The organism is Streptococcus sp. KHUD_015 (assembly GCF_051106265.1).
Taxonomy (GTDB): Bacteria; Bacillota; Bacilli; order Lactobacillales; family Streptococcaceae; genus Streptococcus.
Genome location: NZ_CP193665.1, coordinates 1,594,979 through 1,621,126, shown reverse-complemented (window position 1 = coordinate 1,621,126; position 26,148 = coordinate 1,594,979). Strand labels below are relative to the sequence as shown.

Genomic DNA, 26,148 nt, shown 5'->3' with positions numbered 1-26,148 from the left:
TTTCTCTAAGGAAAACTTAAGCTAGCTTTCAGGTTTGCCCCTTATACTAGAGTCATCAAAAAGAAACGAGGACTCTCACATGACAGTAACGATTAAAGTAAATTACCAAACCACTTTCCAAAAGAAAGAAGCAACAAAATAAGATTGAACAGAGAAGAAGGGCAGAAATGCTCTTTTTATTTTTATAAAATAATCGGCTATAAATCAAACTTAGTCAAGTGATAAAAAGATATTAGTCTTCCAGTCTATTTACTCTTTGACGGAAGCTTGATATAATGACCCCATCTGAATAAGGAGGAGTGAAAAGAATGTTAGAAACAAGAACGATTGCTATCCAGGATAAGTATGGAGAACGCTTCCAGCACTGTTGGGGTTGCGGCCCAAAGAATGATTTGGGATTGCATTTGAAAACTTATCCAAGTGTAGAGGGTACAAGCTGTATTAGCCGTATTAAGGTAGACCAGCAGTATACTGGCGGAGTTCCATCAAATGTCTTTGGAGGAATGATAGCGACTATTTTTGATTGTCATGGAACAGCGTCCGCTGCATGGTTTGCTCACCATCAAAAAGGGTTGGAATTGACGGACGAAACAGTTATCGGTCGCTTCATCACAGCTCATTTAGAAGTTGATTATCTTAGCCCAACCCCAATTAACGATGAAATTGTCGTCATTTCTACTCTGGAGGAATTAGGGGAAAGGAAGGCAATTATTTCTATGGAAATGTCAGTGGCGGGTAAAGTGCGTGCAAGAGCTAAAATGGTTGCTGTAGCTGTGAAGGATCATATGTAAAACTGGTACTAGAAGTTTAAGATTACCTTCAGATGATAGGTTTGAAGGAGGAGAAGCTAAATTCACTTTCTATTTATACTTAATGAAAATCAAAGAGTAAATTAGGAAATTAGCCGTAGGTTGCTCAAAGCACTACTTTGAGGTTGTAGATAAGACTGACCAAGTCAGTTACATATATAATCCAAGGCGACGTTGACGTGGGTTGAAGAGATTTTCGAAGAGTATTACCCTTCTTTCTTGAATTGCTTTTCTAGATATGCTACAGTTATGGTAGCGATTACAAAAAGGAGCATGTTATGAAAAATCTAGCTTTGTTAAAAGAAATCAAGACTTATAGAGGGCGAGATGAGGTTCCAGAAGACTTTGATGCTTTCTGGGATGGGGAAGTGAAAAAAGTTTCAACTCTTCCAGCCTACCAGTTGGAGGAAAGAGATTTCTGCATTCCTCAAGTCAAGTGCTATGAGTTAACATTTGAAGGAACCAATGAAGGTAAGGTCTATGCGCGCGTCGTTCTTCCAAAGAGTGAGGAGAAGGTTCCGATAATCTTCCATTTCCATGGTTATATGGGACGTGGCTGGGACTGGGCTGACATGCTGGCCTATACCGTGTCTGGTTACGGTGTTGTCTCCATGGATGTGCGGGGCCAGTCAGGTTACTCGCAAGACGGTTTGCGTTCTCTTCTTGGAAATACCGTTAAGGGGCATATCATCCGTGGTGCTGTGGAAGGTCGGGAGCATCTCTTTTATAAGGATGTTTATCTGGATATTTACCAGTTGATTGAGATTATTGCCAGTCTGCCACAGGTAGATGAGAAGCGTCTTTCTAGCTATGGTGCCTCACAAGGTGGCGCTCTAGCCTTGGTTGCAGCAGCGCTTAATCCTCGAATTCAGAAAACAGTTGCCATCTATCCCTTCTTGTCAGACTTTAGACGAGTGCTTGAGATTGGTAATACTAGCGAGGCTTACGACGAACTGTTCCGTTATTTCAAGTTCCATGATCCCTTCCATGAAACTGAGGAGGAAATCATGGCTACCCTTGCCTATATCGATGTGAAAAATCTTGCTCATCGTATCAAGGGTAAGGTCAAGATGATTACGGGCTTGGACGACGATGTTTGCTATCCTATTACCCAGTTTGCGATATACAACCGTCTCACCTGCGATAAGGCCTATCGCATTATGCCTGAGTATGCCCACGAAGCCATGAATGTCTTTGTCAATGACCAAGTCTACAACTGGCTCTGTGGCAGTGAGATTCCTTTTAAGTACGTAAAATAATGAATGAGAGAGCCCAGTAGCTCTCTTTTTGTATAGAGTCTAGTCAGCAAATATTCTAGATCATATATACTTTGAAATTCAACAACTCTTATAGCTATAACTGTATTTTAGGGAAAGAATGATAGAGTTCTTAATATGAATCAGAGGAGAGTCATCAGTTATCTTATACTCTTCGAAAATCTTTTCAAACCACGTCAGCTTTATCTGCAACCTCAAAACAGTGTCTTGAGCAGACTGCGGCTAGCTTCCTAATTTGCTCTTTGGTTTTCATTGAGTATAAAGTCATCCATAAGATGCCAACAATGTTTTTTAAACCGATTTTTTCCTTGATTTTGTCGTTCTTCTGTCTAATGTGGTATAACCTATTTCAAGACATTGGAAAGCGTCTGTAAAATGTGTTATAATTTATAAGAAAATATACAGTTTCGCTACAAATGAACATTTATATATAAGTTTATGTATAACTTAGTTTTTCTCATTAGGATAATATCTTGTAAAAACGATATTCCTGTAGATACAGTACTTAAATAGCATTTGTAAAGTAGCAAAATAGTCCATGTCTATTTTTATTATAAGAATCAAAGTAGAGAGTGTTATGCTAATGGAAACTGTAATATTTTATTTTTTAGAATATACTTGGATAAATTAACTTTGAAAGTTAAAGTGAGGTAATGTATGTTTGTATGTTTAAAGGGTTTAGGGAAATTTCGTAAATCCAAAGCTTATGGTTTGGTTGGTTGTTTGACACTATCAGCGGTGATTGGCTTAGCTGCACCAGAGTTACCAGTTATTGGTGGCGGGGTTGTTTCTGCTGATGTCATTCAAGGCGGTAGCGATATTCACGATGTGGATGTTCATAGTAAATCTGCAGAAGGTGTTGCTATGACTTACACAACTTATGACAGTGGAACGAGTGGAAAACAAACCGCATCAGGTAGCGGTGTCTTTGTAGCGCCGAATGTGATAGTAACAGTAGCTCATAACTACTATGATAAAAACCAAGAGGATAAGTCTGCGGTCTTGCGTGGTGGGGAGTCTGCTCGTAGTTATGTTGTAATGAACTCGGAAAAGGAGAAAAGCAATAAAGTACCTACTTCAGGTGTATCGGAAACTCTTGAAAAAGACTCTATTCACTTGTATAACGGCAAAGACTTTGGTAAAGACTATAGCAATGATTTAGCAGTAGTGGTAACTAAAAAGCCTGTAGAAGCTATGACAGGTGGTGAAGATTCACCAAGAGAATTGAGCCATAAAGAGGTTTCTACTGGTGATAAAATCACTATGGTCGGCTACCCTAATGACTTTTCAACTCCGAATTTAAGTAAAGAAAATAAAGCTCGCTTGAAAGACGGTAAGGCTTATTCAGTTTCAACAACTGTGAGCAGTATCAATAAAGAGAGTGGTGCAGTCACTTATCATTCCTCAGCTTTAGGAGGTTTTTCAGGTGCTCCTTTGTTTAATGATAAGGGAGAGGTAGTCGGTATCCACCAGCACGGAACAAATACTTCAAACGCTCCTGAGAGTGAGCGTATTGGTGGTGGTACTATCTTTACGGAAAAGCACAGAGCTTGGATTCGTTCTATGATTGATAAATATGGTATAAAGGGTTGGTATATAGATGGTGCAAACCGTTACTACTATGATGAAAATCATATAGCTTTAAAAGATGTAGAGTCTGAGATTGACGGTGCTTTGTATAGTTTCGATGAAAAAGGTCGTGCTACTTTAGTAAAGGGTGAAGAAAAAGGTCGTGTTCTACTTCGAGTGGAAGATACTAAAGGAACTCGTTTGATTTCAGATAAGGTTGTTCAGGAAGGTCCTGTCGGAAGTGGCTTGAATTTTCATTTAAGACAAAATCCAGACTTCAAACAGTTAATAGCAACTTCCCCAACAGCTAAAGTGGTATCCTATAACGGAGTGCCGATTAACAAACTAGCAAGTGATACTAGTTGGTCTGATGACTATGTCAGTAAGTTAGCTTTAGGAGATACAATTATAAGAGCGGTAGTAGATTCGGTAACTCCTCCATCAACGTCTTCTTCGGATTTTGCAAGAACTGAAGTTGGTAAAGTCGATTTGAGTGGTAAATCGAACTTACCTGTACCTAGTAAAGAGGTGTTACAAGCTCCGAATGGCTCAGAAAATTTCTATGCTACAACGCACATTCAAACGCCAGATGGGTCGGGGTCAGGTACTTTAATTGCACCAAATTTGGTGTTAACAGTCGCTCATAATTTCTTAACAGTTAAAGGTTCTGAGGTAGTTACTAAATCTGGTCGTACCAATACAGTGTATAAAGCAACTTTACCTAATGGTAAGTCTGTGAATTTTTCAGATGATGATATTGTTTATTGGAATAAGAAAGACTCTGTATTTGGCTTTAAAAATGACTTAGCTTTGGTTCGGTTAAAAGAAGCAGTAAAAGGAGTAACTCCTGTAGAGGTTGTAAAACAATCTTCGAAAGTTGCAGAGGGGGATTCAGTTTCGGTCTATGGTTTTCCAGATAACAAGCTAAGTCCAGTTTTAGATAGCAAAGTAGTAGGAACTACAGACTTCGGTTCTGGAATAGAGGGAATTAGCTATGGAGGTACGAAACCTGGAGCGTCTGGTGGTGGTCTTTATAATGATAAAGGTGCTTTAATTGGAGTTCACCAAAATGGTGTTGTAGGAAGCCGTAGTGGTGGTTTGGTTTTATCAAAAGAGCAGCTGGATTGGGTTCGTTCTTATATTGAGGGTCAACCAAAAGATCCTGTCTATGTGGAAGATAAAGAAGTGGAACCTTCTAAGAAGGATTCGGATAAGGATTTAGCTGGGAAATTAGATCCAAAAAAAGATAGTGGAAAAGAAGATTCTGGTATTTTAGGTACATCTGGTGATTTTGCAGCTCCTACAGTAGCTAAGCCAGAGTTTAGAGGCGGGGTCAATGGTGCAGATGCTGAAGTTCATCACATTTCAGACTTCACAGGCGGAGTGAATGGAGGCGACTCACTTGTTACAGAAGTTCCAGAGTATATGGGTGTTCTATCCACATTAGGAGATACTCCAGCCCCTATAGTAGATAAACCAGATTTTTCAGGCGGAGTTCCTTTCACTGAATCTCCGATACTAGAAATCCCAGAGTATATGGGTGATACATTATCAACCTCAGGAGAAGAACCGGCCCCAACAGTTGAACAGCATGACTTTACAGGTGGCGTGAATGGAGGCGACTCACTTGTTACAGAAGTTCCAGAGTATAGCGGTGTTCTATCTACATTAGGAGATTCTCCAGCTCCTACCGTAGCTAAGTTAGAGTTTAGAGGTGGGGTCAATGGTTCAGATGCTGAGGTCCATCACATTTCAGACTTCACAGGCGGAGTTAACGGAGGTGACTCACTTGTTACAGAAGTTCCAGAGTATAGCGGTGTTCTCTCCACATTAGGAGATTCTCCAGCTCCTACAGTCTCTAAGCCAGAGTTTAAAGGTGGCGTGAATGGAGGCGAATCCCTCGTTACAGAAGTTCCAGAGTACAGAGGCTTCCTATCCACATTAGGAGATTCTCCAGCTCCTACAGTCTCTAAGCCAGAGTTTAAAGGCGGAGTGAATGGAGGCGAATCCCTTGTTACAGAAGTTCCAGAGTATAGTGGTGCTCTCTCCACATTAGGAGATTCTCCAGCTCCTACAGTCGCTAAGCCAGAGTTTAAAGGCGGAGTGAATGGGGGCGACTCACTTGTTACAGAAGTTCCAGAGTATAGCGGTATTATATCCACATTAGGAGATTCTCCAGCTCCTACAGTCGCTAAGCCAGAGTTTAAAGGTGGCGTGAATGGGGGCGACTCACTTGTTACAGAAGTTCCAGAATATAGTGGTGTTCTATCCACATTAGGTAATTCTCCAGCTCCTACAGTAGCTAAGCCAGAGTATATGGGTGATACATTATCAAGCTCAGGAGAAGAATCGACTCCAACAGTTGAACAGCATGACTTTACAGGCGGAGTTAACGGAGGCGACTCACTGGTTACAGAAGTTCCAGAGTATAGCGGCGTTCTGTCCACATTAGGAGATTTTCCAGCTCCTACAGTAGCTAAGCCAGAGTTTAAAGGTGGCGTGAATGGAGGTGAATCTCCGATACTAGAAATCCCAGAATATATGGGTCCATTATCAACCTCAGGAGAAGGAAGTTCAGTAGTGAAATCTACTGATAAACAAGTAAATAATAAAAACACTAAAGATGAATCAGAAACGAAGCACGTTGTCTCAGGAATTGCTAGTTCACAACGTATTTTAAAAAATGAAACAGGAAGTGTTCAAATTCAAGCTTCAGAAGAAGTATTGAAAAATGTGATAGGTATTCAAATTCAAGAAATTCAAGTTAGTGATTTAAGTTCATTAAACTACAAAGCATTTGATATCAAATTGAAGGATGTAAATGGCAGATATGTTAAACCTGAAGGAAAAGTCCTTGTTACTTTTGCTATAGATCAGTCCGTTGAGAATGTTTATGCTGTAGATCCAGAAGGAAAACTACACACTATTGAATTCGAACAAAAAGATGGAAAGATTATTTTTGAAATTAACAATTCTAGTATTTATGCGATGACTTTCCGACACTCCATTGACAATACACCATTTAAAAATCCTACAGCAGATAACAAGGCTGAGGAACTTTCACTGTCGCCTAAATTGTTATCAACAAATGAAAACTCTGAATCTAATCGATTAGAGAATAAAGTAAGTAATAATGAGCAGTCTAAGTTACCAAATACAGGTGAGAATAAATCAATAACAACAGTTTTGCTTGGTTTTGTGGGAATGATCCTTGGAGTAACGATTTTCTATAAACAAAAAGACAGTTAACTTTGTCTTCAGTTGTTCTTTGAATTTTTATGTTCATATAAAATAAGCCAGTCTGGAATCTAATAAGATAGTTAGAATTCTGGGCTGGTTTTATTGATATAAATTGAGATAGAGAGGTAAATAAACGTAATAGATGTGAATTATTTCCCCTGCTGAAACTACTTTCAGAAACAGCTGTTCTATAAAATACTTTTGAAACTGAAATCTATTCTATGACAAAGTATTGAAAGCGCTTAACAAATGGTATATAATGACCTCATAAGAACAAGGAAAAGGAGGAAAGAGGATGCCACAGATTACTAAAGAAGCCTTGATTGCACAAATCAAAGATGGAATCATCGTTTCTTGTCAGGCCCTTCCTCACGAACCGCTTTATACAGAAGCGGGAGGAGTCATTCCCTTGCTGGTCAAAGCGGCTGAGCAAGGTGGAGCAGTCGGTATCCGAGCAAATAGTGTTCGTGATATCAAAGAAATAAAGGAGGTTACAAAACTTCCGATTATCGGGATTATCAAACGAGATTATCCGCCACAAGAACCCTTCATCACGGCTACCATGAAAGAAGTTGATGAATTGGCAGAACTGGACATCGAGGTGATTGCTCTGGATTGTACCAAGCGTGAACGCTACGATGGTTTGGAGATTCAAGAGTTCATTCGTCAGGTTAAGGAAAAATATCCTAACCAGCTCTTGATGGCTGACACAAGTACTTTCGAAGAAGGACTAGCAGCTGTAGAAGCAGGAATTGACTTTGTCGGAACAACCTTATCAGGCTATACATCTTATAGTCCAAAAGTGGACGGACCAGATTTTGAATTGATCAAAAAACTCTGTGATGCAGGAGTGGATGTCATTGCAGAAGGAAAAATCCATACACCAGAACAAGCCAAACAAATCCTTGGATATGGAGTGCGAGGTATTGTTGTCGGTGGCGCTATTACTAGACCAAAAGAGATTACAGAACGCTTCGTTGCTGGTCTTAAATAACACAATCTCAAAGCAGAGGAGAGTGGTGGATGCGTCGGATAAAATGAAAACGGATACAAATAAAAACTTACTCATTATCCAATATGGATACGCTTATCAATTAGGAGAATACAAATGAAATTTAGAAAACTAGCTTGTACAGTACTTGCGGGTGCTGCGATTCTTGGCCTTGCTGCATGTGGAAATTCTGGCGGAAGTAAAGATACTGGAAAATCTGGTGGAGATAGCGGAAAAACAGAAATCACTTGGTGGGCATTCCCAGTCTTCACACAAGAAAAAACTGGTGACGGTGTTGGAACATATGAAAAATCTATCATCGAAGCCTTTGAAAAAGCAAACCCAGATGTAAAAGTGAAATTGGAAACAATCGACTTTAAGTCAGGTCCAGAAAAGATCACTACAGCTATCGAAGCAGGTACAGCTCCAGACGTACTTTTTGACGCACCAGGACGTATCATCCAATATGGTAAAAATGGTAAATTGGCTGACTTGAATGACCTCTTCACAGATGACTTTGTTAAAGATGTCAACAATGAAAACATTGTAAAAGCAAGTAAAGCTGGAGACAAAGCTTATATGTATCCAATCAGTTCAGCACCATTCTACATGGCCATGAACAAGAAAATGTTGGAAGATGCTGGAGTTGCGAACCTTGTAAAAGAAGGTTGGACAACTGATGATTTTGAAAAAGTTTTGAAAGCGCTTAAAGAAAAAGGCTACACACCAGGTTCATTGTTCAGTTCTGGTCAAGGGGGAGACCAAGGAACACGTGCCTTCATCTCAAACCTTTACGGCGGTTCTGTAACAGATAAAGATGTAACAAAATATACAACTGATGATCCTAAATTCGTCAAAGGTCTTGAAAAAGCAGCTAGCTGGATCAAAGACGGTTTGTTGAACAACGGTTCACAATTTGACGGTGGAGCAGATATCCAAAACTTTGCCAACGGTCAAACATCTTACACAATCCTTTGGGCACCAGCTCAAAACGGTATCCAAGCAAAACTCTTGGAAGCAAGTAAAGTAGAAGTGGTAGAAGTACCATTCCCATCAGATTCAGGTAAACCAGCTCTTGAATACCTTGTAAACGGATTTGCAGTATTCAACAACAAAGATGACAAGAAAGTTGCAGCATCTAAGAAATTCATCCAATTTATCGCGGATGATAAAGAATGGGGTCCAAAAGACGTTGTTCGTACAGGTGCCTTCCCAGTTCGTACTTCATTTGGCAAACTTTATGAAGACAAACGTATGGAAACAATCAGCGGTTGGACTAAATACTATTCACCATACTACAACACTATCAATGGTTTTGCTGAAATGAGAACACTTTGGTTCCCAATGTTGCAATCTGTATCAAATGGTGACGAAAAACCAGCGGATGCTTTGAAAGCCTTCACTGAAAAAGCTAACGAAACAATTAAAAAAGCTACAAAACAATAAGCACTAAATCAGATTGACTCCTCCCTTTTCCCTGTGCATAATCTATGTAAGAAAAGGGAGGATTTTGTTTGAAATGTAAGGAACTGTCACGAAATTAAAATGAAGTTCTTACATAAGCGAATCTTAAAAAATTTCATTTTGATTTTAAAACAGTTCAAGAAAATCCAAAATATTTTATTTGTGAAAGAGAGGTGCCGACTGTGAAAGTCAATAAAATTCGTATGCGGGAAACAGTGATTTCCTACGCTTTCCTAGCACCAGTATTATTCTTCTTTGTCATCTTTGTATTGGCTCCTATGATTATGGGATTCATTACAAGTTTCTTTAACTACTCAATGACTAAATTTGAGTTTGTGGGCTTGGACAACTACGTTCGCATGTTTAAAGACCCTGTCTTTATGAAGTCTTTGATTAATACCGTTATTCTGGTTATTGGATCGGTTCCGATTGTTGTTCTATTCTCACTCTTTGTAGCATCTCAGACCTATCATCAAAATGCCATTGCCAGATCCTTCTACCGTTTCGTCTTCTTCCTTCCTGTTGTAACAGGTAGTGTTGCCGTAACAGTTGTTTGGAAATGGATTTATGACCCACTATCAGGGATTCTTAACTTTGTCCTTAAGTCAAGTCACATCATCAGCCAAAACATTTCTTGGTTGGGAGATAAAAACTGGGCTTTGATGGCGATTATGATTATCCTTTTGACTACATCTGTTGGTCAGCCGATTATCCTTTATATCGCTGCCATGGGGAATATCGACAATTCATTGGTGGAAGCAGCTCGAGTTGACGGTGCGACTGAATTGCAAGTTTTCTGGAAGATTAAATGGCCTAGCCTCCTTCCAACAACACTTTACATTGCAATCATTACAACAATTAACTCATTCCAGTGTTTCGCCTTGATTCAGTTGTTGACATCTGGTGGTCCAAACTACTCAACAAGTACACTTATGTACTACCTTTACGAAAAAGCTTTCCAATTGACAGAGTACGGCTATGCCAACACCATCGGTGTCTTCTTAGCAGTTATGATTGCTATCGTAAGCTTCGTTCAATTTAAAGTACTTGGAAACGACGTAGAATACTAAAGAAAGGAGACAGCTATGCAATCTACACAAAAGAAACCTTTAACAGCTTTCACTGTTATTTCAACTATTATCTTGCTCTTGTTGACAGTGCTGTTCATCTTTCCATTCTACTGGATTTTGACAGGTGCCTTCAAGTCACAGCCTGATACCATTATGATTCCGCCACAATGGTTCCCTAAAATGCCAACCATGGAAAACTTCCAACAACTCATGGTGCAAAACCCTGCTATGCAGTGGATGTGGAACTCTGTGTTTATCTCATTGGTAACCATGTTCTTAGTCTGTGCAACCTCATCTCTAGCAGGTTATGTATTGGCTAAAAAACGTTTCTATGGTCAACGTATTCTCTTCGCTATCTTTATCGCTGCTATGGCACTTCCAAAACAAGTTGTTCTTGTACCATTGGTACGTATCGTCAACTTCATGGGAATCCATGATACTCTTTGGGCAGTTATCTTGCCTTTGATTGGATGGCCATTCGGGGTCTTCCTCATGAAACAGTTCAGTGAAAACATCCCAACAGAATTGCTTGAATCAGCTAAAATCGATGGATGCGGTGAGATTCGTACATTCTGGAGCGTAGCCTTCCCAATTGTGAAACCAGGATTTGCAGCCCTTGCAATCTTCACCTTCATCAATACATGGAACGACTACTTTATGCAATTGGTAATGTTGACTTCACGTAACAATTTGACCATTTCACTCGGTGTTGCGACCATGCAGGCCGAAATGGCAACCAACTATGGTTTGATTATGGCAGGTGCCGCTCTTGCAGCCGTGCCAATCGTAACAGTCTTCCTTGTCTTCCAAAAATCCTTCACTCAAGGGATTACTATGGGAGCTGTTAAAGGTTAATACTCTGCAAAAATCAAATTCAAACCACGTCAGCGTAGCTTTACCGTACTCAAGTACAGCCTGCGGTTAGCTTCCTAGTTTGCTCTTTGATTTTCATTGAGTATAAGAGAATACAGAGTTATAAGTGTCTACAAAATGTTGGGTATTTGCTTACCTTATAGATTTTGTTAGACACTTATAAACTTAATCTATGATTTTAGTTAACTATCAAAAACGAAGGAAAGAGTATGATTTTTGACGATTTGAAAAACATTACCTTTTACAAAGGGATTCATCCCAATTTAGATAAGGCTATCGACTATCTCTACCAGCATCGTAAGGATTCTTTCGAATTAGGAAAGTATGAGATTGATGGAGATAAAGTCTTTCTAGTTGTTCAAGAAAATGTCCTCAATCAAGCTGAAAATGACCAATTTGAGCATCATAAGAACTATGCAGATTTGCATTTGCTGGTAGAAGGACATGAATATTCAAGCTACGGTTCACGTATCAAAGACGAAGCAGTAGCATTCGACGAAGCGAGTGACATTGGCTTTGTTCATTGTCATGAAAAATACCCACTCTTGTTGGGTTATCACAATTTTGCGATTTTCTTCCCAGGAGAACCCCACCAGCCAAATGGCTATGCAGGTATGGAAGACAAGGTTCGCAAATATCTCTTTAAAATTTTGATTGATTAAAAAATCAGGAGGAGGAAACATGGCACAAAAAGGAGTAAGCCTTATCAAGGCAGCATTTGATACAGATAATTTTCTCATGCGTTTTAGTGAGAAGGTCTTGGATATCGTGACAGCTAATCTTCTTTTTGTCGTCACTTGTTTGCCCATCGTAACGATTGGAGTGGCCAAAATTAGCCTCTACGAGACTATGTTTGAGATTAAGAAGAGCAGACGTGTGCCTGTCTTTAAAATCTATCTAAGAGCTTTCAAGCAAAATCTGAAGCTAGGTCTTCAGTTAGGTCTGCTTGAGTTGGGTATCGTCTCATTAAGCCTTCTAGATCTCTATCTCTTCTGGGGTCAGACAGCTATGCCGTTCCAAATGGTGAAAGTTATTTGTCTAGGCGTTCTTATCTTCCTCACTATCGTGATGTTGGCTAGCTATCCCATCGCTGCGCGCTTTGATTTAACTTGGAAAGAAGTGTTACAAAAAGGTCTTATCTTGGCAAGTTTTAACTTTCCTTGGTTCTTCCTCATGTTAGTTATTCTCTTTCTTATTGTGATGGTTCTTTATCTGTCCGCCTTCAGTTTACTTTTAGGTGGCTCAGCCTTCCTGCTTTTTGGGTTTGGGCTCTTGGTCTTTATCCAGACTGGATTGATGGAGAAAATTTTCGCAAAATACCAATAAGCTGGCTTGTTTCTGAAACTACTTTCAAGCCATAAACATTTCAAAATACATATCGAAACTAAAATCTAAGTGTACACAAGATATTGAAAGCGTTTTTCGCAAGGTGTATACTAAACACGTAAAGAATAAATCCTGCCTTTAGCAGAAAAAAGAAATCTTAGGAGAAAGTCTATGTCAGATTTGAAAAAATACGAAGGTGTCATTCCAGCCTTCTACGCATGTTATGATGATCAAGGAGAAGTAAGCCCAGAACGTACTCGTGCTTTGGTTCAATACTTTATTGATAAAGGTGTTCAAGGTCTTTATGTCAATGGTTCTTCTGGTGAATGTATCTACCAAAGCGTTGAAGACCGCAAGTTAATTTTGGAAGAAGTCATGGCAGTTGCCAAAGGCAAATTGACCATTATTGCTCATGTTGCTTGCAACAATACTAAAGATAGTATGGAACTAGCTCGTCATGCAGAAAGCTTGGGTGTAGATGCCATTGCAACGATTCCACCAATTTACTTCCGCTTGCCAGAATACTCCGTTGCCAAATACTGGAACGATATTAGTTCTGCAGCTCCAAATACAGACTATGTGATCTACAACATTCCTCAATTGGCAGGTGTTGCTTTGACTCCAAGTCTTTATACTGAAATGTTGAAGAATCCTCGTGTTATCGGTGTGAAGAACTCTTCTATGCCAGTTCAAGATATCCAAACTTTTGTTAGCCTTGGTGGAGAAGACCATATCGTCTTTAATGGTCCAGATGAGCAGTTCCTAGGAGGACGCCTCATGGGTGCTAAGGCTGGTATCGGTGGTACTTACGGTGCTATGCCAGAACTCTTCTTGAAACTTAACCAATTGATTGCGGATAAAGACTTGGAAACAGCGCGTGAATTACAATACGCTATCAACGCTATCATTGGTAAACTCACTTCTGCACATGGAAATATGTATGGTGTCATTAAAGAAGTCTTGAAGATCAATGAAGGACTTAATATTGGATCTGTTCGTTCACCTTTGACACCAGTGACTGAAGAAGATCGTCCAGTTGTGGAAGCAGCTGCAGCCTTGATTCGTGAAACCAAGGAGCGCTTCCTCTAATCTATAAGGAGGTATTTATGACACACTACGTTGCAATTGATATCGGTGGAACCAACATCAAATATGGCTTGATCGACCAAGAAGGCCAACTTGTTGAATCGCATGAAATGCCAACAGAAGCGCATCAGGGTGGACCTCATATCTTACAAAAGACCAAAGATATTGTAGCCAGCTATTTAGAAAAAGGCCCAGTAGCAGGTGTTGCCATTTCTTCTGCTGGGATGGTGGATCCAGACAAGGGTGAAATCTTCTATGCTGGTCCTCAAATCCCTAACTATGCAGGTACCCAGTTCAAAAAGGAAATCGAGACTAGCTTTACTATTCCTTGTGAGATTGAAAATGATGTCAACTGTGCAGGTCTAGCTGAGGCAGTATCTGGTTCAGGTAAGGGAGCGAGTGTCACTCTTTGCTTGACTATTGGAACCGGTATCGGTGGTTGTTTGATTATGGATGGGAAAGTTTTCCATGGATTTAGCAATTCAGCCTGTGAAGTTGGTTATATGCATATGCAGGATGGAGCGTTCCAAGATTTGGCTTCTACAACAGCCTTGGTTGAGTATGTAGCAGCAGGTCATGGAGATCCAGTTGACCAGTGGAATGGTCGACGTATTTTTAAGGAAGCTACTGAAGGAAACAAAATCTGCATGGAAGGCATTGACCGCATGGTAGATTACCTTGGGAAAGGTCTGGCAAATATTTGCTACGTTGCCAATCCAGAAGTGGTCATTCTCGGTGGTGGTATCATGGGGCAAGAGGCTATCCTCAAACCTAAGATCCGTACAGCCTTGAAAGAGGCTTTGGTACCAAGTTTAGCAGAAAAAACACGATTAGAATTTGCTCATCATCAAAATACGGCAGGTATGTTGGGTGCTTATTATCATTTTATACTCAATGAAAATCAAAGAGCAAACTAGGAAGCTAGCCGTAGGCAGTACTTGAGTACGGCAAGGCGAAGCTGACGTGGTTTAAATTTGATTTTCGAAGAGTATCAATACAAAACAATCCTAGTTTGGCCCAACCAAACTAGGATTTTCAAATCAAAGCCCCTTGACTTTCTTTATAATTATGAGATAATAAATAAAATATATAAAGGAGTTATATAAAATGGCTATAGCGAATTCAAGTAAAATTGTGACCTTCCAAGCTAATAGAGAATTGGTAAATGATGCCATGAAAGTGTTAAAAGAACAAAATCTCTCTCTTTCATCGGCACTTAGATTATTTTTAAAGAATGTTGCCGTAACAAATGAAGTAGATTTACTGAGTGAAGAGGAATTAGAGAAGGAGTATTTGTTTAGACAATTACAAGCAGAAGTTCAAGAAAGTTATGCCAAGATTGAGGCTGGAAATTACTTGACAGATGAGGATGTCGTGACACGCTATGGATTATAAAAAATATAGGATTTTGTATTCTCCTAGAGTGATTGATAGTCTGGATAAAATATATCAGTATATAGCAGAGGAAATCGGTTCTGTAGAGGCTGCGAGACGAAAAGTGGCGAGTATCAGAAAAGATATTAATCGTCTAGAAATTTTCCTCCAAGCTGGATTTGATGCCGATGAAAAATTTGGTAAGAAATTAGATCCTCACTACCAAACGAGAGGATTGACCTTGAGTAAGGATTACATTGTATTATATACAATTGTTGAGGATACCGTCAGACTTGCTTATTTACTCCCTTCAAAAAGTGATTACATGAAGTTATTTAAGACTAAGTCAAGATACGACTGATTCATAATCTTTAAGAGGTATGTTTGGTGATGAATAAAAATCCTAGTTTGGCTCAGCCAAACTAGGATTTTCTGACACGTTTTTGTTTACGATAACCGTTGAGTTTCTTATTTTCCCAGTAGCTATTAAAGATTTTCTCCTTACTTTCGCGATTGATTTCCAAAAAGTAGGCATAAATCAAATCGATAAAGAAGAGCATAGGAAGTTGAGCGGATATTCGTTGGATATAGGAAGGCTGGCTGTGGGTGGCTACAAGAACAGTCTCTGTGTAGACCTGACTATCTTTATTGGGTACACTTGTAAAGAGAACAGTTTTTGCGCCCATCTCCCTGGCATCCAATAGGCTATCCAAAATAGAAGGTGTTGTGCCAGAGAGTGAAAAGCCGAGCACTAGACAATTTTCATCCATAATGCTGGTTGTCCAGGCAAAGCCGTCTTGATCGGTCAAAGCTTCACAGACTACCCCCAGACGCATGAAGCGAAATTTCATTTCACGAGCAACCAGTCCAGAACTCCCTGTTCCGAAGAAGTAGACACGCTCAGCATCTTCGATTAATTGGGCAATTCGTTCTAGTTGGACTTCGTCAATCAAGTCTTGCGTTTGTTCCCTCATATTGCTATAGCTTCTGAGGACTCGTTTGGTCAGTGGACTGTGCTTGGAGACTTGGTTGGCTTGTTTCTCTGCTTGGTGTTGGTATTGGAAAATGAATTCTCGGTAGCCAGTAAAGCCACACTTTTTAGCAAAGCGAGTTAGTGCGGCTTGGGAGATATGTAATTTCTGAGTGACTTGTTGAGAAGATAAATCATCTGTAATCGTTTCAGCTTGCAAAAAATAGCGAGCGATTTCTTGCTCTAGGTCTGTCATTTCTTCAAAATGTGAATCAATGACAGTTGCGATATCTGGTTTGTCCATAGGGAAGGCTCCTTTAAATGAGTCGTATTGGAAAAAGGATAGATTATTGAACTTTTACATTCATTATAACATATAATATAGGGATGAATAAATAAAAACGTATCTTGCCGTAAAAACGAAAAAAGCTTCCTTCTTTTCTACAATTTTATTCTCAAATTATGGTAAAATGGAGAGTAAGATTTTTATTAGAAATGAGACAGATTTGTATGAGAAAATTTAATAGCCATTCGATTCCGATTCGGCTTAATTTATTGTTTTCAATTGTCATTTTACTTTTTCTGACCATTATTGGTCGTTTGTTGTATATGCAGGTTCTGAACAAGGATTTTTATGAAAAAAAGCTAGCTTCAGCTAGTCAGACCAAGGTTACAACCAGTTCCGCTCGTGGGGAGATTTATGATGCTAGTGGCAAACCTTTGGTAGAAAATACTTTAAAGCAGGTTGTTTCCTTTACGCGTAGCAATAAAATGACGGCTAAAGATCTGAAAGAAATCGCTAGTCAGTTACTGGGATATGTGAGCATCACTTCGCCAAATTTGACAGAACGCCAGCTGGCAGATTATTATTTAGCTGATCCTGAGATCTATAAAAAAACAGTAGAGGCTCTCCCAAGTGAGAAACGCTTGGATTCAGATGGTAATCGTCTATCTGAATCAGAACTGTATAACAATGCGGTCGATAGTGTCCAGACGAGTCAACTAAACTATACAGAGGATGAAAAGAAAGAAGTCTATCTTTTTAGTCAGTTAAATGCGGTTGGAAACTTTGCGACAGGAACCATTGCGACAGATCCTCTAAATGATTCTCAGGTGGCTGTTATTGCCTCTATTTCAAAGGAGATGCCTGGCATTAGTATTTCTACTTCTTGGGATCGAAAGATTTTGGAAACTTCCCTTTCTTCTATAGTAGGGAGTGTATCCAGTGAAAAAGCCGGTCTCCCAGCGGAAGAAGCAGAAGCCTATCTTAAAAAGGGCTATTCTCTTAATGACCGTGTTGGGACTTCTTACCTGGAAAAACAATACGAGGAAACCTTACAAGGAAAACGCTCGGTGAAAGAAATTCATCTAGATAAGTACGGTAACATGGAAAGTGTCGAAAATATCGAAGATGGTACCAAAGGGAATAATATTAAACTGACCATTGATTTGTCCTTCCAAGATAGCGTGGATGCTTTGCTTAAAAGTTATTTCAATTCAGAGTTGGGAAATGGTGGAGCTAAGTATTCTGAAGGTGTGTATGCAGTCGCCCTTAATCCTAAAACAGGTGCTGTTTTATCCATGTCAGGGATCAAACATGACTTGAAAACAGGCGAGTTAATGTCGGATTCCTTGGGAACGATAACCAATGTCTTTGTCCCAGGTTCGGTTGTAAAAGCGGCAACTATTAGTTCTGGTTGGGAAAATGGTGTACTATCTGGTAATCAAACTTTGACAGATCAGTCAATTATTTTTCAAGGTTCACCCCCTATCAATTCTTGGTATACAGCTTCTTCTGGTCCGATGCCGATTACAGCTGTTCAAGCCTTGGAGTATTCATCCAATCCCTATATGGTACAAACGGCTTTAGGGATCATGGGATTAACTTATCAACCGAATATGATTGCAGCAATTGGAAACTTAGAATCGGCTATGGGGAAATTACGCTCAACCTTTGGTGAGTATGGTTTGGGATCAGCTACAGGTATTGATTTACCAGATGAATCTACCGGCTTTATCCCTAAAGATTATGATCTTGCTAACTATATTACGAATTCATTTGGTCAGTTTGATAACTATACGCCGATGCAGTTGGCTCAGTATGTGGCAACTATTGCTAACAATGGAGTTCGTGTGGCTCCTCGTATTGTTGAAGGTATTTACGGAAATAATGATAAGGGAGGACTGGGCGACTTGATTCAGCAACTGAAACCGACAGAGATGAACAAGGTCAATATTTCTGACTCCGATATGAGTATCTTGCAACAAGGATTTTATCAGGTTGCCCATGGGACTAGTGGATTGACAACTGGTCGTGCCTTTTCAAATGGTGCTTTGGTATCTATTAGCGGAAAAACGGGTACAGCCGAAAGTTATGTGGCAGATGGTCAGCAAGCAACCAATACCAATGCGGTGGCCTATGCCCCATCTGATAATCCCCAAATTGCTGTGGCAGTGGTCTTTCCTCATAATACCAATCTAACAAATGGTGTAGGACCGTCCATTGCGCGTGATATTATCAATCTGTATCAAAAATACCATCCAATGAATTAGAAAGGAATTTATGCTTTATCCAACACCTATCGCCAAGCTAATTGACAGTTATTCTAAGTTACCGGGTATCGGGATTAAGACGGCTACGCGTCTGGCCTTTTATACCATTGGCATGTCTGATGACGACGTCAATGAATTTGCAAAAAATCTCCTTTCTGCTAAGAGAGAATTGACCTACTGTTCCATTTGTGGACGTTTGACAGATGACGATCCCTGCTCCATCTGTACTGATCCAAGTCGTGACCAGACAACGATTTTGGTTCTAGAGGATAGTCGCGATGTGGCAGCCATGGAGAATATCCAAGAATACCATGGACTATATCATGTTCTGCATGGCCTGATTTCCCCCATGAATGGTATCAGTCCAGATGATATCAATCTCAAGAGCCTTATGACTCGTCTGATGGATAGTGAGGTTTCAGAAGTGATTGTGGCCACAAATGCTACGGCAGATGGGGAAGCGACTTCCATGTATCTTTCACGCTTGCTCAAGCCAGCTGGGATCAAGGTTACGCGCCTGGCACGAGGTCTTGCTGTGGGAGCAGATATAGAGTATGCGGACGAAGTCACACTCTTACGAGCGATTGAAAATCGGACAGAGTTGTAAGTGTAGGCGAATTTACGAACTTTATCCATTTATAAAAAATCAAGGAGGCTGAAAATCGTTCCTATCGGCCTCTTTTTGTATAGTGTGATGAGTAGAATCAGGTTCAAGTTTTAAAAAACCAAGCAAATATGATATACTAAAGAGCGAGTATTCTAATAGAATTAGGACAAATAATATGAAACAAACGATTATTCTTTTATATGGTGGACGGAGTGCAGAGCGTGAAGTCTCTGTCCTTTCAGCAGAAAGTGTCATGCGTGCGGTTAACTATGATCGTTTCGCAGTCAAGACTTTCTTTATCAGTCAGTCAGGTGACTTTATCAAAACTCAGGAATTTAGCCAGACTCCGGGGCGAGAGGACCGTCTCATGACCAATGAAACCATTGATTGGGATAAGAAAATTGCTCCAAGTGCTATCTACGAAGAAGGGGCAGTGGTCTTTCCAGTTCTTCATGGTCCGATGGGAGAAGATGGCTCTGTTCAAGGCTTCCTCGAAGTTTTGAAAATGCCTTATGTTGGTTGCAATATTTTGTCATCCAGTCTTGCCATGGATAAAATCACGACCAAGCGTGTTTTAGAATCTGCTGGCATTGCCCAAGTTCCTTATGTGGCTATCGTTGAAGGGGATGATGTGATTGCTAAAATCGCTGAAGTGGAAGAAAAATTGACTTATCCAGTCTTCACTAAGCCGTCAAACATGGGTTCTAGTGTCGGTATTTCCAAATCTGAAAATCAAGAAGAACTCCGTCAAGCCTTGAAACTTGCCTTCCAATATGACAGCCGTGTTTTGGTTGAACAAGGGGTGAACGCCCGTGAAATCGAGGTTGGTCTCTTGGGCAACTACGATGTCAAAAGCACGCTGCCAGGAGAAGTGGTCAAGGATGTTGACTTCTACGACTATGACGCCAAGTATATTGATAACAAGATTACCATGGATATTCCGGCTAAAATCAGTGATGATGTGATAGCTGTCATGCGTCGAAATGCTGAAACAGCCTTCCGTGCCATTGGTGGTCTCGGTCTCTCTCGTTGCGATTTCTTCTATACAGACAAGGGAGAAATCTTCCTAAATGAACTCAATACCATGCCAGGTTTTACCCAGTGGTCTATGTATCCACTTCTTTGGGACAATATGGGAATCAGCTACCCAGACCTAATTGAGCGATTGGTTGACCTTGCCAAGGAAAGTTTTGACAAGCGCGAAGCGCATTTGCTATAAAAATGAAAGAGAGGGTAGAAGCCAGAACCATCACTGCAAGGTGATCAGAGTTCTCGGGCTTCGACCCTTTTTAAAGGAGTAGAAATGAAATTAACTATCCACGAAGTTGCCCAAGCTGTTGGAGCGAAAAATGATGTCAGCATCTTTGAGGACATCCAGTTAGAAAATGCTGAGTTTGACAGTCGTTTGATTGAGGAAGGGGACTTGTTTGTGCCCCTCAAAGGTGCGCGTGATGGCCATGACTTTATCGAAACAGCCTTTGAAAATGGTGCTGCTGTAACCCTGTCTGAGAAAGAGCTTGTAAATCATCCCTACATTCTAGTAGACGACGTGTTGACTGCCTTTCAAAAACTAGCAGCCTATTATCTTGAGAAAACGGCTGTTGATGTCTCTGCAGTTACAGGTTCAAATGGTAAGACGACGACCAAGGATATGTTGGCGCATTTGCTATCAACAACCTACAAAACCTACAAAACACAAGGAAACTACAACAACGAGATTGGTCTTCCCTACACAGTTCTCCATATGCCTGAAGGAACAGAAAAGTTGGTATTGGAGATGGGGCAGGACCACTTGGGCGATATTCATCTCTTGTCTGAATTGGCTCGTCCAAAAACAGCCATCGTGACCTTGGTTGGAGAAGCCCATTTGGCTTTTTTCAAAGACCGTTCTGAAATTGCAAAAGGAAAAATGCAAATTGCAGACGGGATGGGACCTGGTTCCTTGCTATTGACGCCAGCTGACCCTATTGTAGAGGACTACTTGCCAGCTGATAAAAAGGTGGTCCGTTTTGGGCAAGGGGCAGAGCTGGAAATCACAGACTTGGTTGAGCGCAAGGATAGTCTGACCTTTAAGGCTAATTTCTTGGAACAAGCCCTTGATTTGCCAGTGACAGGTAAGTACAATGCTACTAATGCCATGATTGCATCCTATGTTGCCCTACAAGAAGGAGTTTCAGAGGAGAAAATTCGTCAGGCCTTCCAAAATCTTGAATTGACGCGTAACCGTACCGAGTGGAAGAAAGCAGCCAATGGAGCAGATATTCTGTCTGATGTATATAATGCTAATCCAACTGCTATGAAATTGATTTTGGAGACATTCTCTGCTATTCCAGCCAATGAAGGTGGCAAGAAAATTGCAGTCTTGGCGGATATGAAGGAACTCGGTGACCAGTCTGTTCAACTCCATAACCAGATGATTTTGAGTCTCTCGCCAGATGTGATTGATACCGTGATTTTCTATGGAGAAGATATCGCAGAATTGGCCCAACTTGCCAGTCAAATGTTCCCAATCGGACACGTTTATTACTTCAAGAAAACAGAAGACCAAGACCAATTTGAAGACCTAGTTAAGCAGGTCAAAGAAAGCCTTGGGGCTCATGACCAAATCCTGCTCAAAGGCTCTAATTCTATGAATCTAGCCAAGTTGGTAGAAAGTTTAGAAAATGAAGACAAGTGATTTTGTCAAGTATTTGCAAAGAATGATTGCCATTACAGATACTGGATTAACCTTTACAAAGGATCCGTTTGACCGTGAGCGCTATGAAGACTTGCGAGGTCTTTTATCTGAAATGTTGAATCAAGCATCAGACCTTGATGCCGAAGAAGTGGAAGAAGTCTTGAAGCCAACTTCTGCTTATGCGACTCCGTTAATGGACGTCCGTGCTTGGATTGTTGAGGACGAAAAGATTTGTCTGGTTAGGGGACAAGGAGAGAATGATTGGGCTTTGCCAGGTGGCTTTGGTGAGGTCGGCTATTCTCCAACCGAAAATATTCTCAAAGAAATTGCAGAAGAAACTGGTTTTAAAGCTAAAGTTGAAAGACTGCTAGCTGTTTTTGATACCAATTGTTTCCAACTACAGAGCAAACAATATACAAAATTTGTCTTTGAATGTAAGCTTCTTGATGGACAATTCCAAGAAAATCAAGAAATTGCAGACCTTCAATTTTTTGCCATTGACCAGCTGCCAGCCTTATCTGAAAAACGCATTACCAAGGAGCAAATAGAAATTCTTTGGCAGGTTTATCAAGGTCAGAGGGAGCAATATCTTGATTAAGAAGATGATTATCGTATTTCTAAATTCATTTTTGACAAATAGCATGGTATAATAAAATGCAGGAAAATTTTGAATCATGAGGAATACTAGATGAATTTATGGGATATTTTCTTTACGACCCAAGCAACAGAGCCACCCAAGTTTGATCTTTATTGGTATGTCAGTATATTTACACTCTTGGCCTTGACCTTCTATACAGCCTATCGTTATCGTGAAAAGAAGGTTTACCAACGATTTTTCCAAATCTTGCAGGCCGTTCAGTTAATCCTTCTTTATGGTTGGTATGGGGTCAATCATATGTCACTGTCAGAAAGTTTACCCTTTTACCATTGCCGTATGGCTATGTTTGTGGTGCTCTTGCTTCCTGGTCAGTCTAAATATAGGCAGTATTTTGCATTACTAGGAACATTTGGGACATTAGCGGCCTTTGTTTATCCAGTGCCAGATGCCTATCCTTTCCCCCATATTGCCATCTTGTCCTTTATCTTTGGGCATTTAGCACTCTTGGGGAACTCTCTAGTTTATCTATTGAGACAGTATAATGCGCGATTGTTGGATGTGAAGGGAATTTTTCTCATGACCTTTGCCCTAAATGCCTTGATTTTTGTGGTCAATTTGGTAACAGGTGGTGATTACGGATTCTTGACAAAACCGCCATTGGTTGGAGATCACGGCTTAGTAGCTAATTATTTAATCGTTTCCCTGGCCTTGGCAGCGGCGATTACATTGACAAAGAAAATCTTGGAACTATTTTTAGAACAAGAAGCAGAAAAAATGATTGCAAAGAAAGCTTAGAAATGAGCTTTCTTTTTTGTACAATAGACAGATTGTTGACAAAGTTTACAGTGAATGAATTTCTGAACAGAAAAACTAAAAAATTGGCTGGTAAATTTAGGAAAAAACTGAGCACGATGAGATTTTTTGTGTTATAATATTCTGTGAATAGCTATGCCTACGTTTAGCTATTGAATATTACGAAGTTAGAAACTTGGAAGATAGAGAGGATGCGATGTAATGGCTAGAGAAGGCTTTTTTACAGGTCTAGATATTGGAACAAGCTCTGTCAAGGTGCTTGTAGCTGAGCAGAGAAATGGTGAATTAAATGTAATTGGCGTGAGTAATGCCAAAAGTAAAGGTGTAAAGGATGGAATTATTGTTGATATTGATGCAGCAGCAACTGCTATCAAATCAGCAATTTCCCAAGCAGAAGAAAAAGCAGGCATCTCAATTAAATCAGTAAATGTTGGTTTACCAGCTAATCTCTTACAGGTAGAACCAACTCAAGGAATGATTCCAGTCACATCTGATACAAAAGAAATTACAGACCAAGATGTCGAGAATGTTGTCAAATCAGCTTTGACAAAGAGTATGACACCAGATCGTGAAGTCATTACTTTTATTCCAGAAGAATTTATCGTAGATGGTTTCCAAGGTATTCGTGACCCGCGTGGCATGATGGGTGTTCGTCTTGAAATGCGTGGTTTACTTTATACAGGCCCTCGCACTATTTTACATAACCTACGTAAGACAGTTGAACGTGCAGGTGTTCAGGTTGAAAATATTATTATTTCACCACTGGCTTTGGTTCGTTCAGTCTTGAACGAAGGAGAGCGTGAATTTGGAGCTACTGTGATTGATATGGGAGCAGGTCAAACAACTGTTGCTACAATCCGTAACCAAGAACTCCAGTTTACCAATATTCTTCAAGAAGGTGGAGATTATGTAACTAAGGATATTTCTAAAGTCTTGAAGACATCACAGAAACTAGCTGAAGGTTTGAAATTAAACTATGGAGAGGCTTATCCTCCTCTCGCAAGTAAAGAAACATTCCAAGTCGAAGTGATTGGGGAAGTAGAACCTGTTGAAGTAACAGAAAATTACTTGTCAGAGATTATTTCTGCACGAATTAAGCATATTTTTGAACAAATCAAACAAGACTTAGACAGAAGACATTTATTGGATCTTCCTGGTGGCATTGTTTTGATTGGTGGAACGGCTATTTTACCGGGTATTGTGGAGCTTGCTCAAGAAGTTTTTGGTGTTCGTGTGAAACTCTATGTTCCAAACCAAGTTGGAATTCGTAATCCGGCTTTTGCGCATGTGATTAGTCTTTCAGAATTCGCGGGACAATTGACAGAAGTACATCTCTTGGCTCAACGAGCAGTTAAGGGTGATGAAGGATTATTCCAACAACCACTCAGTTTTGGGGGAATGATTCAGAAAACAGCTCAGTTTGTTCAATCAACTCCTGTTCAACCAGCTCCTGCTCCAGAAGTAGAACCTGTAGCTCCGGCAGAACAAGTTGCAGATTTTCAACAGACTTCACAAAATAAACCGAAATTGGCAGATCGTTTCCGTGGCTTGATCGGAAGCATGTTTGACGAATAAAGAGGAAAAATAAATTATGACATTTTCATTTGATACAGCTGCTGCCCAAGGTGCAGTGATTAAAGTAATTGGTGTCGGTGGAGGTGGTGGCAATGCCATCAACCGTATGGTCGACGAAGGTGTTACAGGCGTAGAATTTATCGCAGCAAATACAGATGTGCAAGCCTTGAGCAGTACAAAAGCTGAGACTGTTATTCAGTTAGGACCTAAATTGACTCGCGGTTTGGGTGCAGGAGGTCAACCTGAGGTTGGTCGTAAAGCTGCTGAAGAAAGTGAAGAGACACTGACTGAAGCTATCAGTGGCGCAGATATGGTCTTCATCACTGCTGGTATGGGAGGAGGCTCTGGAACTGGAGCTGCCCCTGTTATTGCTCGTATTGCAAAAGATTTGGGTGCTCTTACAGTTGGTGTTGTGACACGTCCGTTTGGTTTTGAAGGAAGCAAGCGTGGACAATTTGCTGTAGAAGGAATCAATCAACTTCGTGAGCATGTAGATACTCTATTGATTATCTCAAACAATAACTTGCTTGAAATTGTTGATAAGAAGACACCGCTTTTGGAGGCTCTTAGCGAAGCAGATAATGTTCTTCGTCAAGGTGTTCAAGGAATTACCGATTTGATTACCAATCCAGGATTGATTAACCTTGACTTTGCCGATGTGAAAACGGTAATGGCAAATAAAGGGAATGCTCTTATGGGGATTGGTATCGGTAGTGGAGAAGAACGTGTTGTTGAAGCAGCACGTAAGGCAATTTACTCTCCACTTCTTGAAACAACAATTGATGGAGCAGAAGATGTGATTGTCAACGTAACTGGTGGTCTTGACTTAACCTTGATTGAGGCAGAAGAGGCTTCACAAATTGTGAACCAAGCAGCAGGACAAGGAGTAAACATCTGGCTCGGTACTTCAATTGATGAAAGTATGCGTGATGAGATCCGTGTAACAGTTGTTGCAACGGGTGTTCGTCAAGAACGTGTAGAGAAGGTTGTGGCTCCACAAGCTAGACCTACTACCAACTACCGTGAGACAGTGAGACCAGCTCATTCACATGGATTTGATCGTCATTTTGATATGGCAGAAACGGCTGAATTGCCAAAACAAAATCAACGTCGCTCGGAACAAGCTCAAGGATCTGCTTTTGGTGATTGGGATTTACGTCGCGAGACAATTGTTCGTCCGACTGATTCAGTAGTGTCACCGGTAGAACGTTTTGAAATTCCAAATTCACAAGATGAAGATGAGTTGGATACACCTCCATTTTTCAAAAATCGTTAA

22 protein-coding genes are annotated in these 26,148 nt (G+C 40.3%); 21 read left to right on the top strand and 1 reads right to left on the bottom strand.

Annotated features, from left to right (window positions below):
• Positions 1 to 308 precede the first annotated feature (308 nt).
• The 13 genes from ACORHU_RS07385 (at position 309) to ACORHU_RS07325 (ending at position 15,440) form a co-directional block, all read left to right on the top strand.
• Complete coding sequence (locus ACORHU_RS07385) at positions 309 to 791, top strand: PaaI family thioesterase (RefSeq protein WP_061087694.1); 483 nt, start codon at positions 309 to 311, stop codon at positions 789 to 791.
• Between the two features lie 296 nt (positions 792 to 1,087).
• Positions 1,088 to 2,068 (top strand): acetylxylan esterase, encoded by a 981-nt coding sequence (locus ACORHU_RS07380; RefSeq protein WP_061087695.1) that lies wholly within the window; start codon positions 1,088 to 1,090, stop codon positions 2,066 to 2,068.
• A gap of 675 nt (positions 2,069 to 2,743) precedes the next feature.
• Positions 2,744 to 6,904, top strand: coding sequence for an SIALI-17 repeat-containing surface protein (locus ACORHU_RS07375; RefSeq protein WP_434364116.1), 4,161 nt, complete (start codon positions 2,744 to 2,746; stop codon positions 6,902 to 6,904).
• 286 nt (positions 6,905 to 7,190) lie between these two features.
• Entirely contained in the window at positions 7,191 to 7,889 is a 699-nt protein-coding gene (locus ACORHU_RS07370; RefSeq protein WP_001135675.1) for an N-acetylmannosamine-6-phosphate 2-epimerase, read from the top strand.
• Between the two features lie 114 nt (positions 7,890 to 8,003).
• Complete coding sequence (locus tag ACORHU_RS07365) at positions 8,004 to 9,332, top strand: ABC transporter substrate-binding protein (RefSeq protein WP_434364114.1); 1,329 nt, start codon at positions 8,004 to 8,006, stop codon at positions 9,330 to 9,332.
• A 221-nt stretch (positions 9,333 to 9,553) separates the two neighbouring features.
• Positions 9,554 to 10,420, top strand: a complete 867-nt coding sequence (locus ACORHU_RS07360; protein WP_434365169.1) for a carbohydrate ABC transporter permease — start codon at positions 9,554 to 9,556, stop codon at positions 10,418 to 10,420.
• A gap of 15 nt (positions 10,421 to 10,435) precedes the next feature.
• The gene (locus ACORHU_RS07355; protein WP_001192119.1) at positions 10,436 to 11,275 is read left to right on the top strand and encodes a carbohydrate ABC transporter permease; all 840 of its coding nucleotides are present in this window, start codon (positions 10,436 to 10,438) and stop codon (positions 11,273 to 11,275) included.
• Positions 11,276 to 11,502: 227 nt separating this feature from the next.
• Positions 11,503 to 11,955, top strand: coding sequence for a YhcH/YjgK/YiaL family protein (locus ACORHU_RS07350; RefSeq protein WP_247934924.1), 453 nt, complete (start codon positions 11,503 to 11,505; stop codon positions 11,953 to 11,955).
• Positions 11,956 to 11,974: 19 nt separating this feature from the next.
• Positions 11,975 to 12,619 (top strand): DUF624 domain-containing protein, encoded by a 645-nt coding sequence (locus ACORHU_RS07345; RefSeq protein ID WP_434364111.1) that lies wholly within the window; start codon positions 11,975 to 11,977, stop codon positions 12,617 to 12,619.
• Positions 12,620 to 12,790: 171 nt separating this feature from the next.
• Positions 12,791 to 13,708, top strand: a complete 918-nt coding sequence (locus ACORHU_RS07340; protein ID WP_001281499.1) for a dihydrodipicolinate synthase family protein — start codon at positions 12,791 to 12,793, stop codon at positions 13,706 to 13,708.
• A gap of 17 nt (positions 13,709 to 13,725) precedes the next feature.
• On the top strand, positions 13,726 to 14,622 hold the full coding sequence (locus tag ACORHU_RS07335; RefSeq protein WP_434364108.1) for an ROK family protein: 897 nt from the start codon (positions 13,726 to 13,728) through the stop codon (positions 14,620 to 14,622).
• A gap of 190 nt (positions 14,623 to 14,812) precedes the next feature.
• Positions 14,813 to 15,100: a type II toxin-antitoxin system RelB/ParD family antitoxin gene (gene relB / locus ACORHU_RS07330; protein ID WP_434364106.1), complete on the top strand. Its 288-nt coding sequence runs from the start codon at positions 14,813 to 14,815 to the stop codon at positions 15,098 to 15,100.
• Positions 15,090 to 15,440 (top strand): type II toxin-antitoxin system RelE/ParE family toxin, encoded by a 351-nt coding sequence (locus ACORHU_RS07325; protein WP_153226343.1) that lies wholly within the window; start codon positions 15,090 to 15,092, stop codon positions 15,438 to 15,440. The genes relB and ACORHU_RS07325 overlap by 11 nt, the downstream gene beginning before the upstream one ends.
• Positions 15,441 to 15,501: 61 nt before the next feature.
• Here ACORHU_RS07325 and ACORHU_RS07320 read toward each other — a convergent pair whose 3' ends face one another.
• A complete protein-coding gene (locus ACORHU_RS07320; RefSeq protein WP_434364104.1) occupies positions 15,502 to 16,353 on the bottom strand; it encodes a MurR/RpiR family transcriptional regulator in 852 nt (283 codons plus the stop codon).
• A gap of 191 nt (positions 16,354 to 16,544) precedes the next feature.
• On the opposite strand from ACORHU_RS07320, the gene pbp2b reads away from it, so the two are divergent.
• From pbp2b to ftsZ, 8 genes are all read left to right on the top strand, one after another.
• The gene (pbp2b, locus tag ACORHU_RS07315; RefSeq protein ID WP_434364102.1) at positions 16,545 to 18,602 is read left to right on the top strand and encodes a penicillin-binding protein PBP2B; all 2,058 of its coding nucleotides are present in this window, start codon (positions 16,545 to 16,547) and stop codon (positions 18,600 to 18,602) included.
• Between the two features lie 10 nt (positions 18,603 to 18,612).
• Positions 18,613 to 19,209: a recombination mediator RecR gene (gene recR, locus ACORHU_RS07310; RefSeq protein WP_000966748.1), complete on the top strand. Its 597-nt coding sequence runs from the start codon at positions 18,613 to 18,615 to the stop codon at positions 19,207 to 19,209.
• A gap of 175 nt (positions 19,210 to 19,384) precedes the next feature.
• On the top strand, positions 19,385 to 20,428 hold the full coding sequence (locus ACORHU_RS07305; protein ID WP_434364099.1) for a D-alanine--D-alanine ligase: 1,044 nt from the start codon (positions 19,385 to 19,387) through the stop codon (positions 20,426 to 20,428).
• A gap of 84 nt (positions 20,429 to 20,512) precedes the next feature.
• Entirely contained in the window at positions 20,513 to 21,886 is a 1,374-nt protein-coding gene (locus ACORHU_RS07300) for a UDP-N-acetylmuramoyl-tripeptide--D-alanyl-D-alanine ligase (protein WP_434364097.1), read from the top strand.
• A complete protein-coding gene (locus tag ACORHU_RS07295) occupies positions 21,873 to 22,484 on the top strand; it encodes an NUDIX hydrolase N-terminal domain-containing protein (protein ID WP_434364095.1) in 612 nt (203 codons plus the stop codon). The genes ACORHU_RS07300 and ACORHU_RS07295 overlap by 14 nt, the downstream gene beginning before the upstream one ends.
• 90 nt (positions 22,485 to 22,574) lie before the next feature.
• Complete coding sequence (locus tag ACORHU_RS07290) at positions 22,575 to 23,279, top strand: YwaF family protein (protein WP_434364093.1); 705 nt, start codon at positions 22,575 to 22,577, stop codon at positions 23,277 to 23,279.
• Between the two features lie 219 nt (positions 23,280 to 23,498).
• Entirely contained in the window at positions 23,499 to 24,872 is a 1,374-nt protein-coding gene (gene ftsA / locus ACORHU_RS07285; RefSeq protein WP_000090386.1) for a cell division protein FtsA, read from the top strand.
• A 16-nt stretch (positions 24,873 to 24,888) separates the two neighbouring features.
• Positions 24,889 to 26,148, top strand: a complete 1,260-nt coding sequence (ftsZ, locus tag ACORHU_RS07280; RefSeq protein WP_020900426.1) for a cell division protein FtsZ — start codon at positions 24,889 to 24,891, stop codon at positions 26,146 to 26,148.

Coding starts and splice junctions, on each gene's coding strand:
- ftsA (WP_000090386.1), top strand. CDS start 23,499: ATGGCTAGAGAAGGCTTTTTTACAGGTCTAGATATTGGAACAAGCTCT.
- ACORHU_RS07335 (WP_434364108.1), top strand. CDS start 13,726: ATGACACACTACGTTGCAATTGATATCGGTGGAACCAACATCAAATAT.
- ACORHU_RS07370 (WP_001135675.1), top strand. CDS start 7,191: ATGCCACAGATTACTAAAGAAGCCTTGATTGCACAAATCAAAGATGGA.
- ACORHU_RS07345 (WP_434364111.1), top strand. CDS start 11,975: ATGGCACAAAAAGGAGTAAGCCTTATCAAGGCAGCATTTGATACAGAT.
- ACORHU_RS07340 (WP_001281499.1), top strand. CDS start 12,791: ATGTCAGATTTGAAAAAATACGAAGGTGTCATTCCAGCCTTCTACGCA.
- ACORHU_RS07350 (WP_247934924.1), top strand. CDS start 11,503: ATGATTTTTGACGATTTGAAAAACATTACCTTTTACAAAGGGATTCAT.
- ACORHU_RS07325 (WP_153226343.1), top strand. CDS start 15,090: ATGGATTATAAAAAATATAGGATTTTGTATTCTCCTAGAGTGATTGAT.
- ACORHU_RS07320 (WP_434364104.1), bottom strand. CDS start 16,353: ATGGACAAACCAGATATCGCAACTGTCATTGATTCACATTTTGAAGAA.
- ACORHU_RS07305 (WP_434364099.1), top strand. CDS start 19,385: ATGAAACAAACGATTATTCTTTTATATGGTGGACGGAGTGCAGAGCGT.
- ACORHU_RS07295 (WP_434364095.1), top strand. CDS start 21,873: ATGAAGACAAGTGATTTTGTCAAGTATTTGCAAAGAATGATTGCCATT.
- ACORHU_RS07375 (WP_434364116.1), top strand. CDS start 2,744: ATGTTTGTATGTTTAAAGGGTTTAGGGAAATTTCGTAAATCCAAAGCT.
- ACORHU_RS07360 (WP_434365169.1), top strand. CDS start 9,554: ATGCGGGAAACAGTGATTTCCTACGCTTTCCTAGCACCAGTATTATTC.
- recR (WP_000966748.1), top strand. CDS start 18,613: ATGCTTTATCCAACACCTATCGCCAAGCTAATTGACAGTTATTCTAAG.
- ACORHU_RS07300 (WP_434364097.1), top strand. CDS start 20,513: ATGAAATTAACTATCCACGAAGTTGCCCAAGCTGTTGGAGCGAAAAAT.
- ACORHU_RS07355 (WP_001192119.1), top strand. CDS start 10,436: ATGCAATCTACACAAAAGAAACCTTTAACAGCTTTCACTGTTATTTCA.
- ACORHU_RS07290 (WP_434364093.1), top strand. CDS start 22,575: ATGAATTTATGGGATATTTTCTTTACGACCCAAGCAACAGAGCCACCC.
- relB (WP_434364106.1), top strand. CDS start 14,813: ATGGCTATAGCGAATTCAAGTAAAATTGTGACCTTCCAAGCTAATAGA.
- ACORHU_RS07380 (WP_061087695.1), top strand. CDS start 1,088: ATGAAAAATCTAGCTTTGTTAAAAGAAATCAAGACTTATAGAGGGCGA.
- ACORHU_RS07385 (WP_061087694.1), top strand. CDS start 309: ATGTTAGAAACAAGAACGATTGCTATCCAGGATAAGTATGGAGAACGC.
- ftsZ (WP_020900426.1), top strand. CDS start 24,889: ATGACATTTTCATTTGATACAGCTGCTGCCCAAGGTGCAGTGATTAAA.
- pbp2b (WP_434364102.1), top strand. CDS start 16,545: ATGAGACAGATTTGTATGAGAAAATTTAATAGCCATTCGATTCCGATT.
- ACORHU_RS07365 (WP_434364114.1), top strand. CDS start 8,004: ATGAAATTTAGAAAACTAGCTTGTACAGTACTTGCGGGTGCTGCGATT.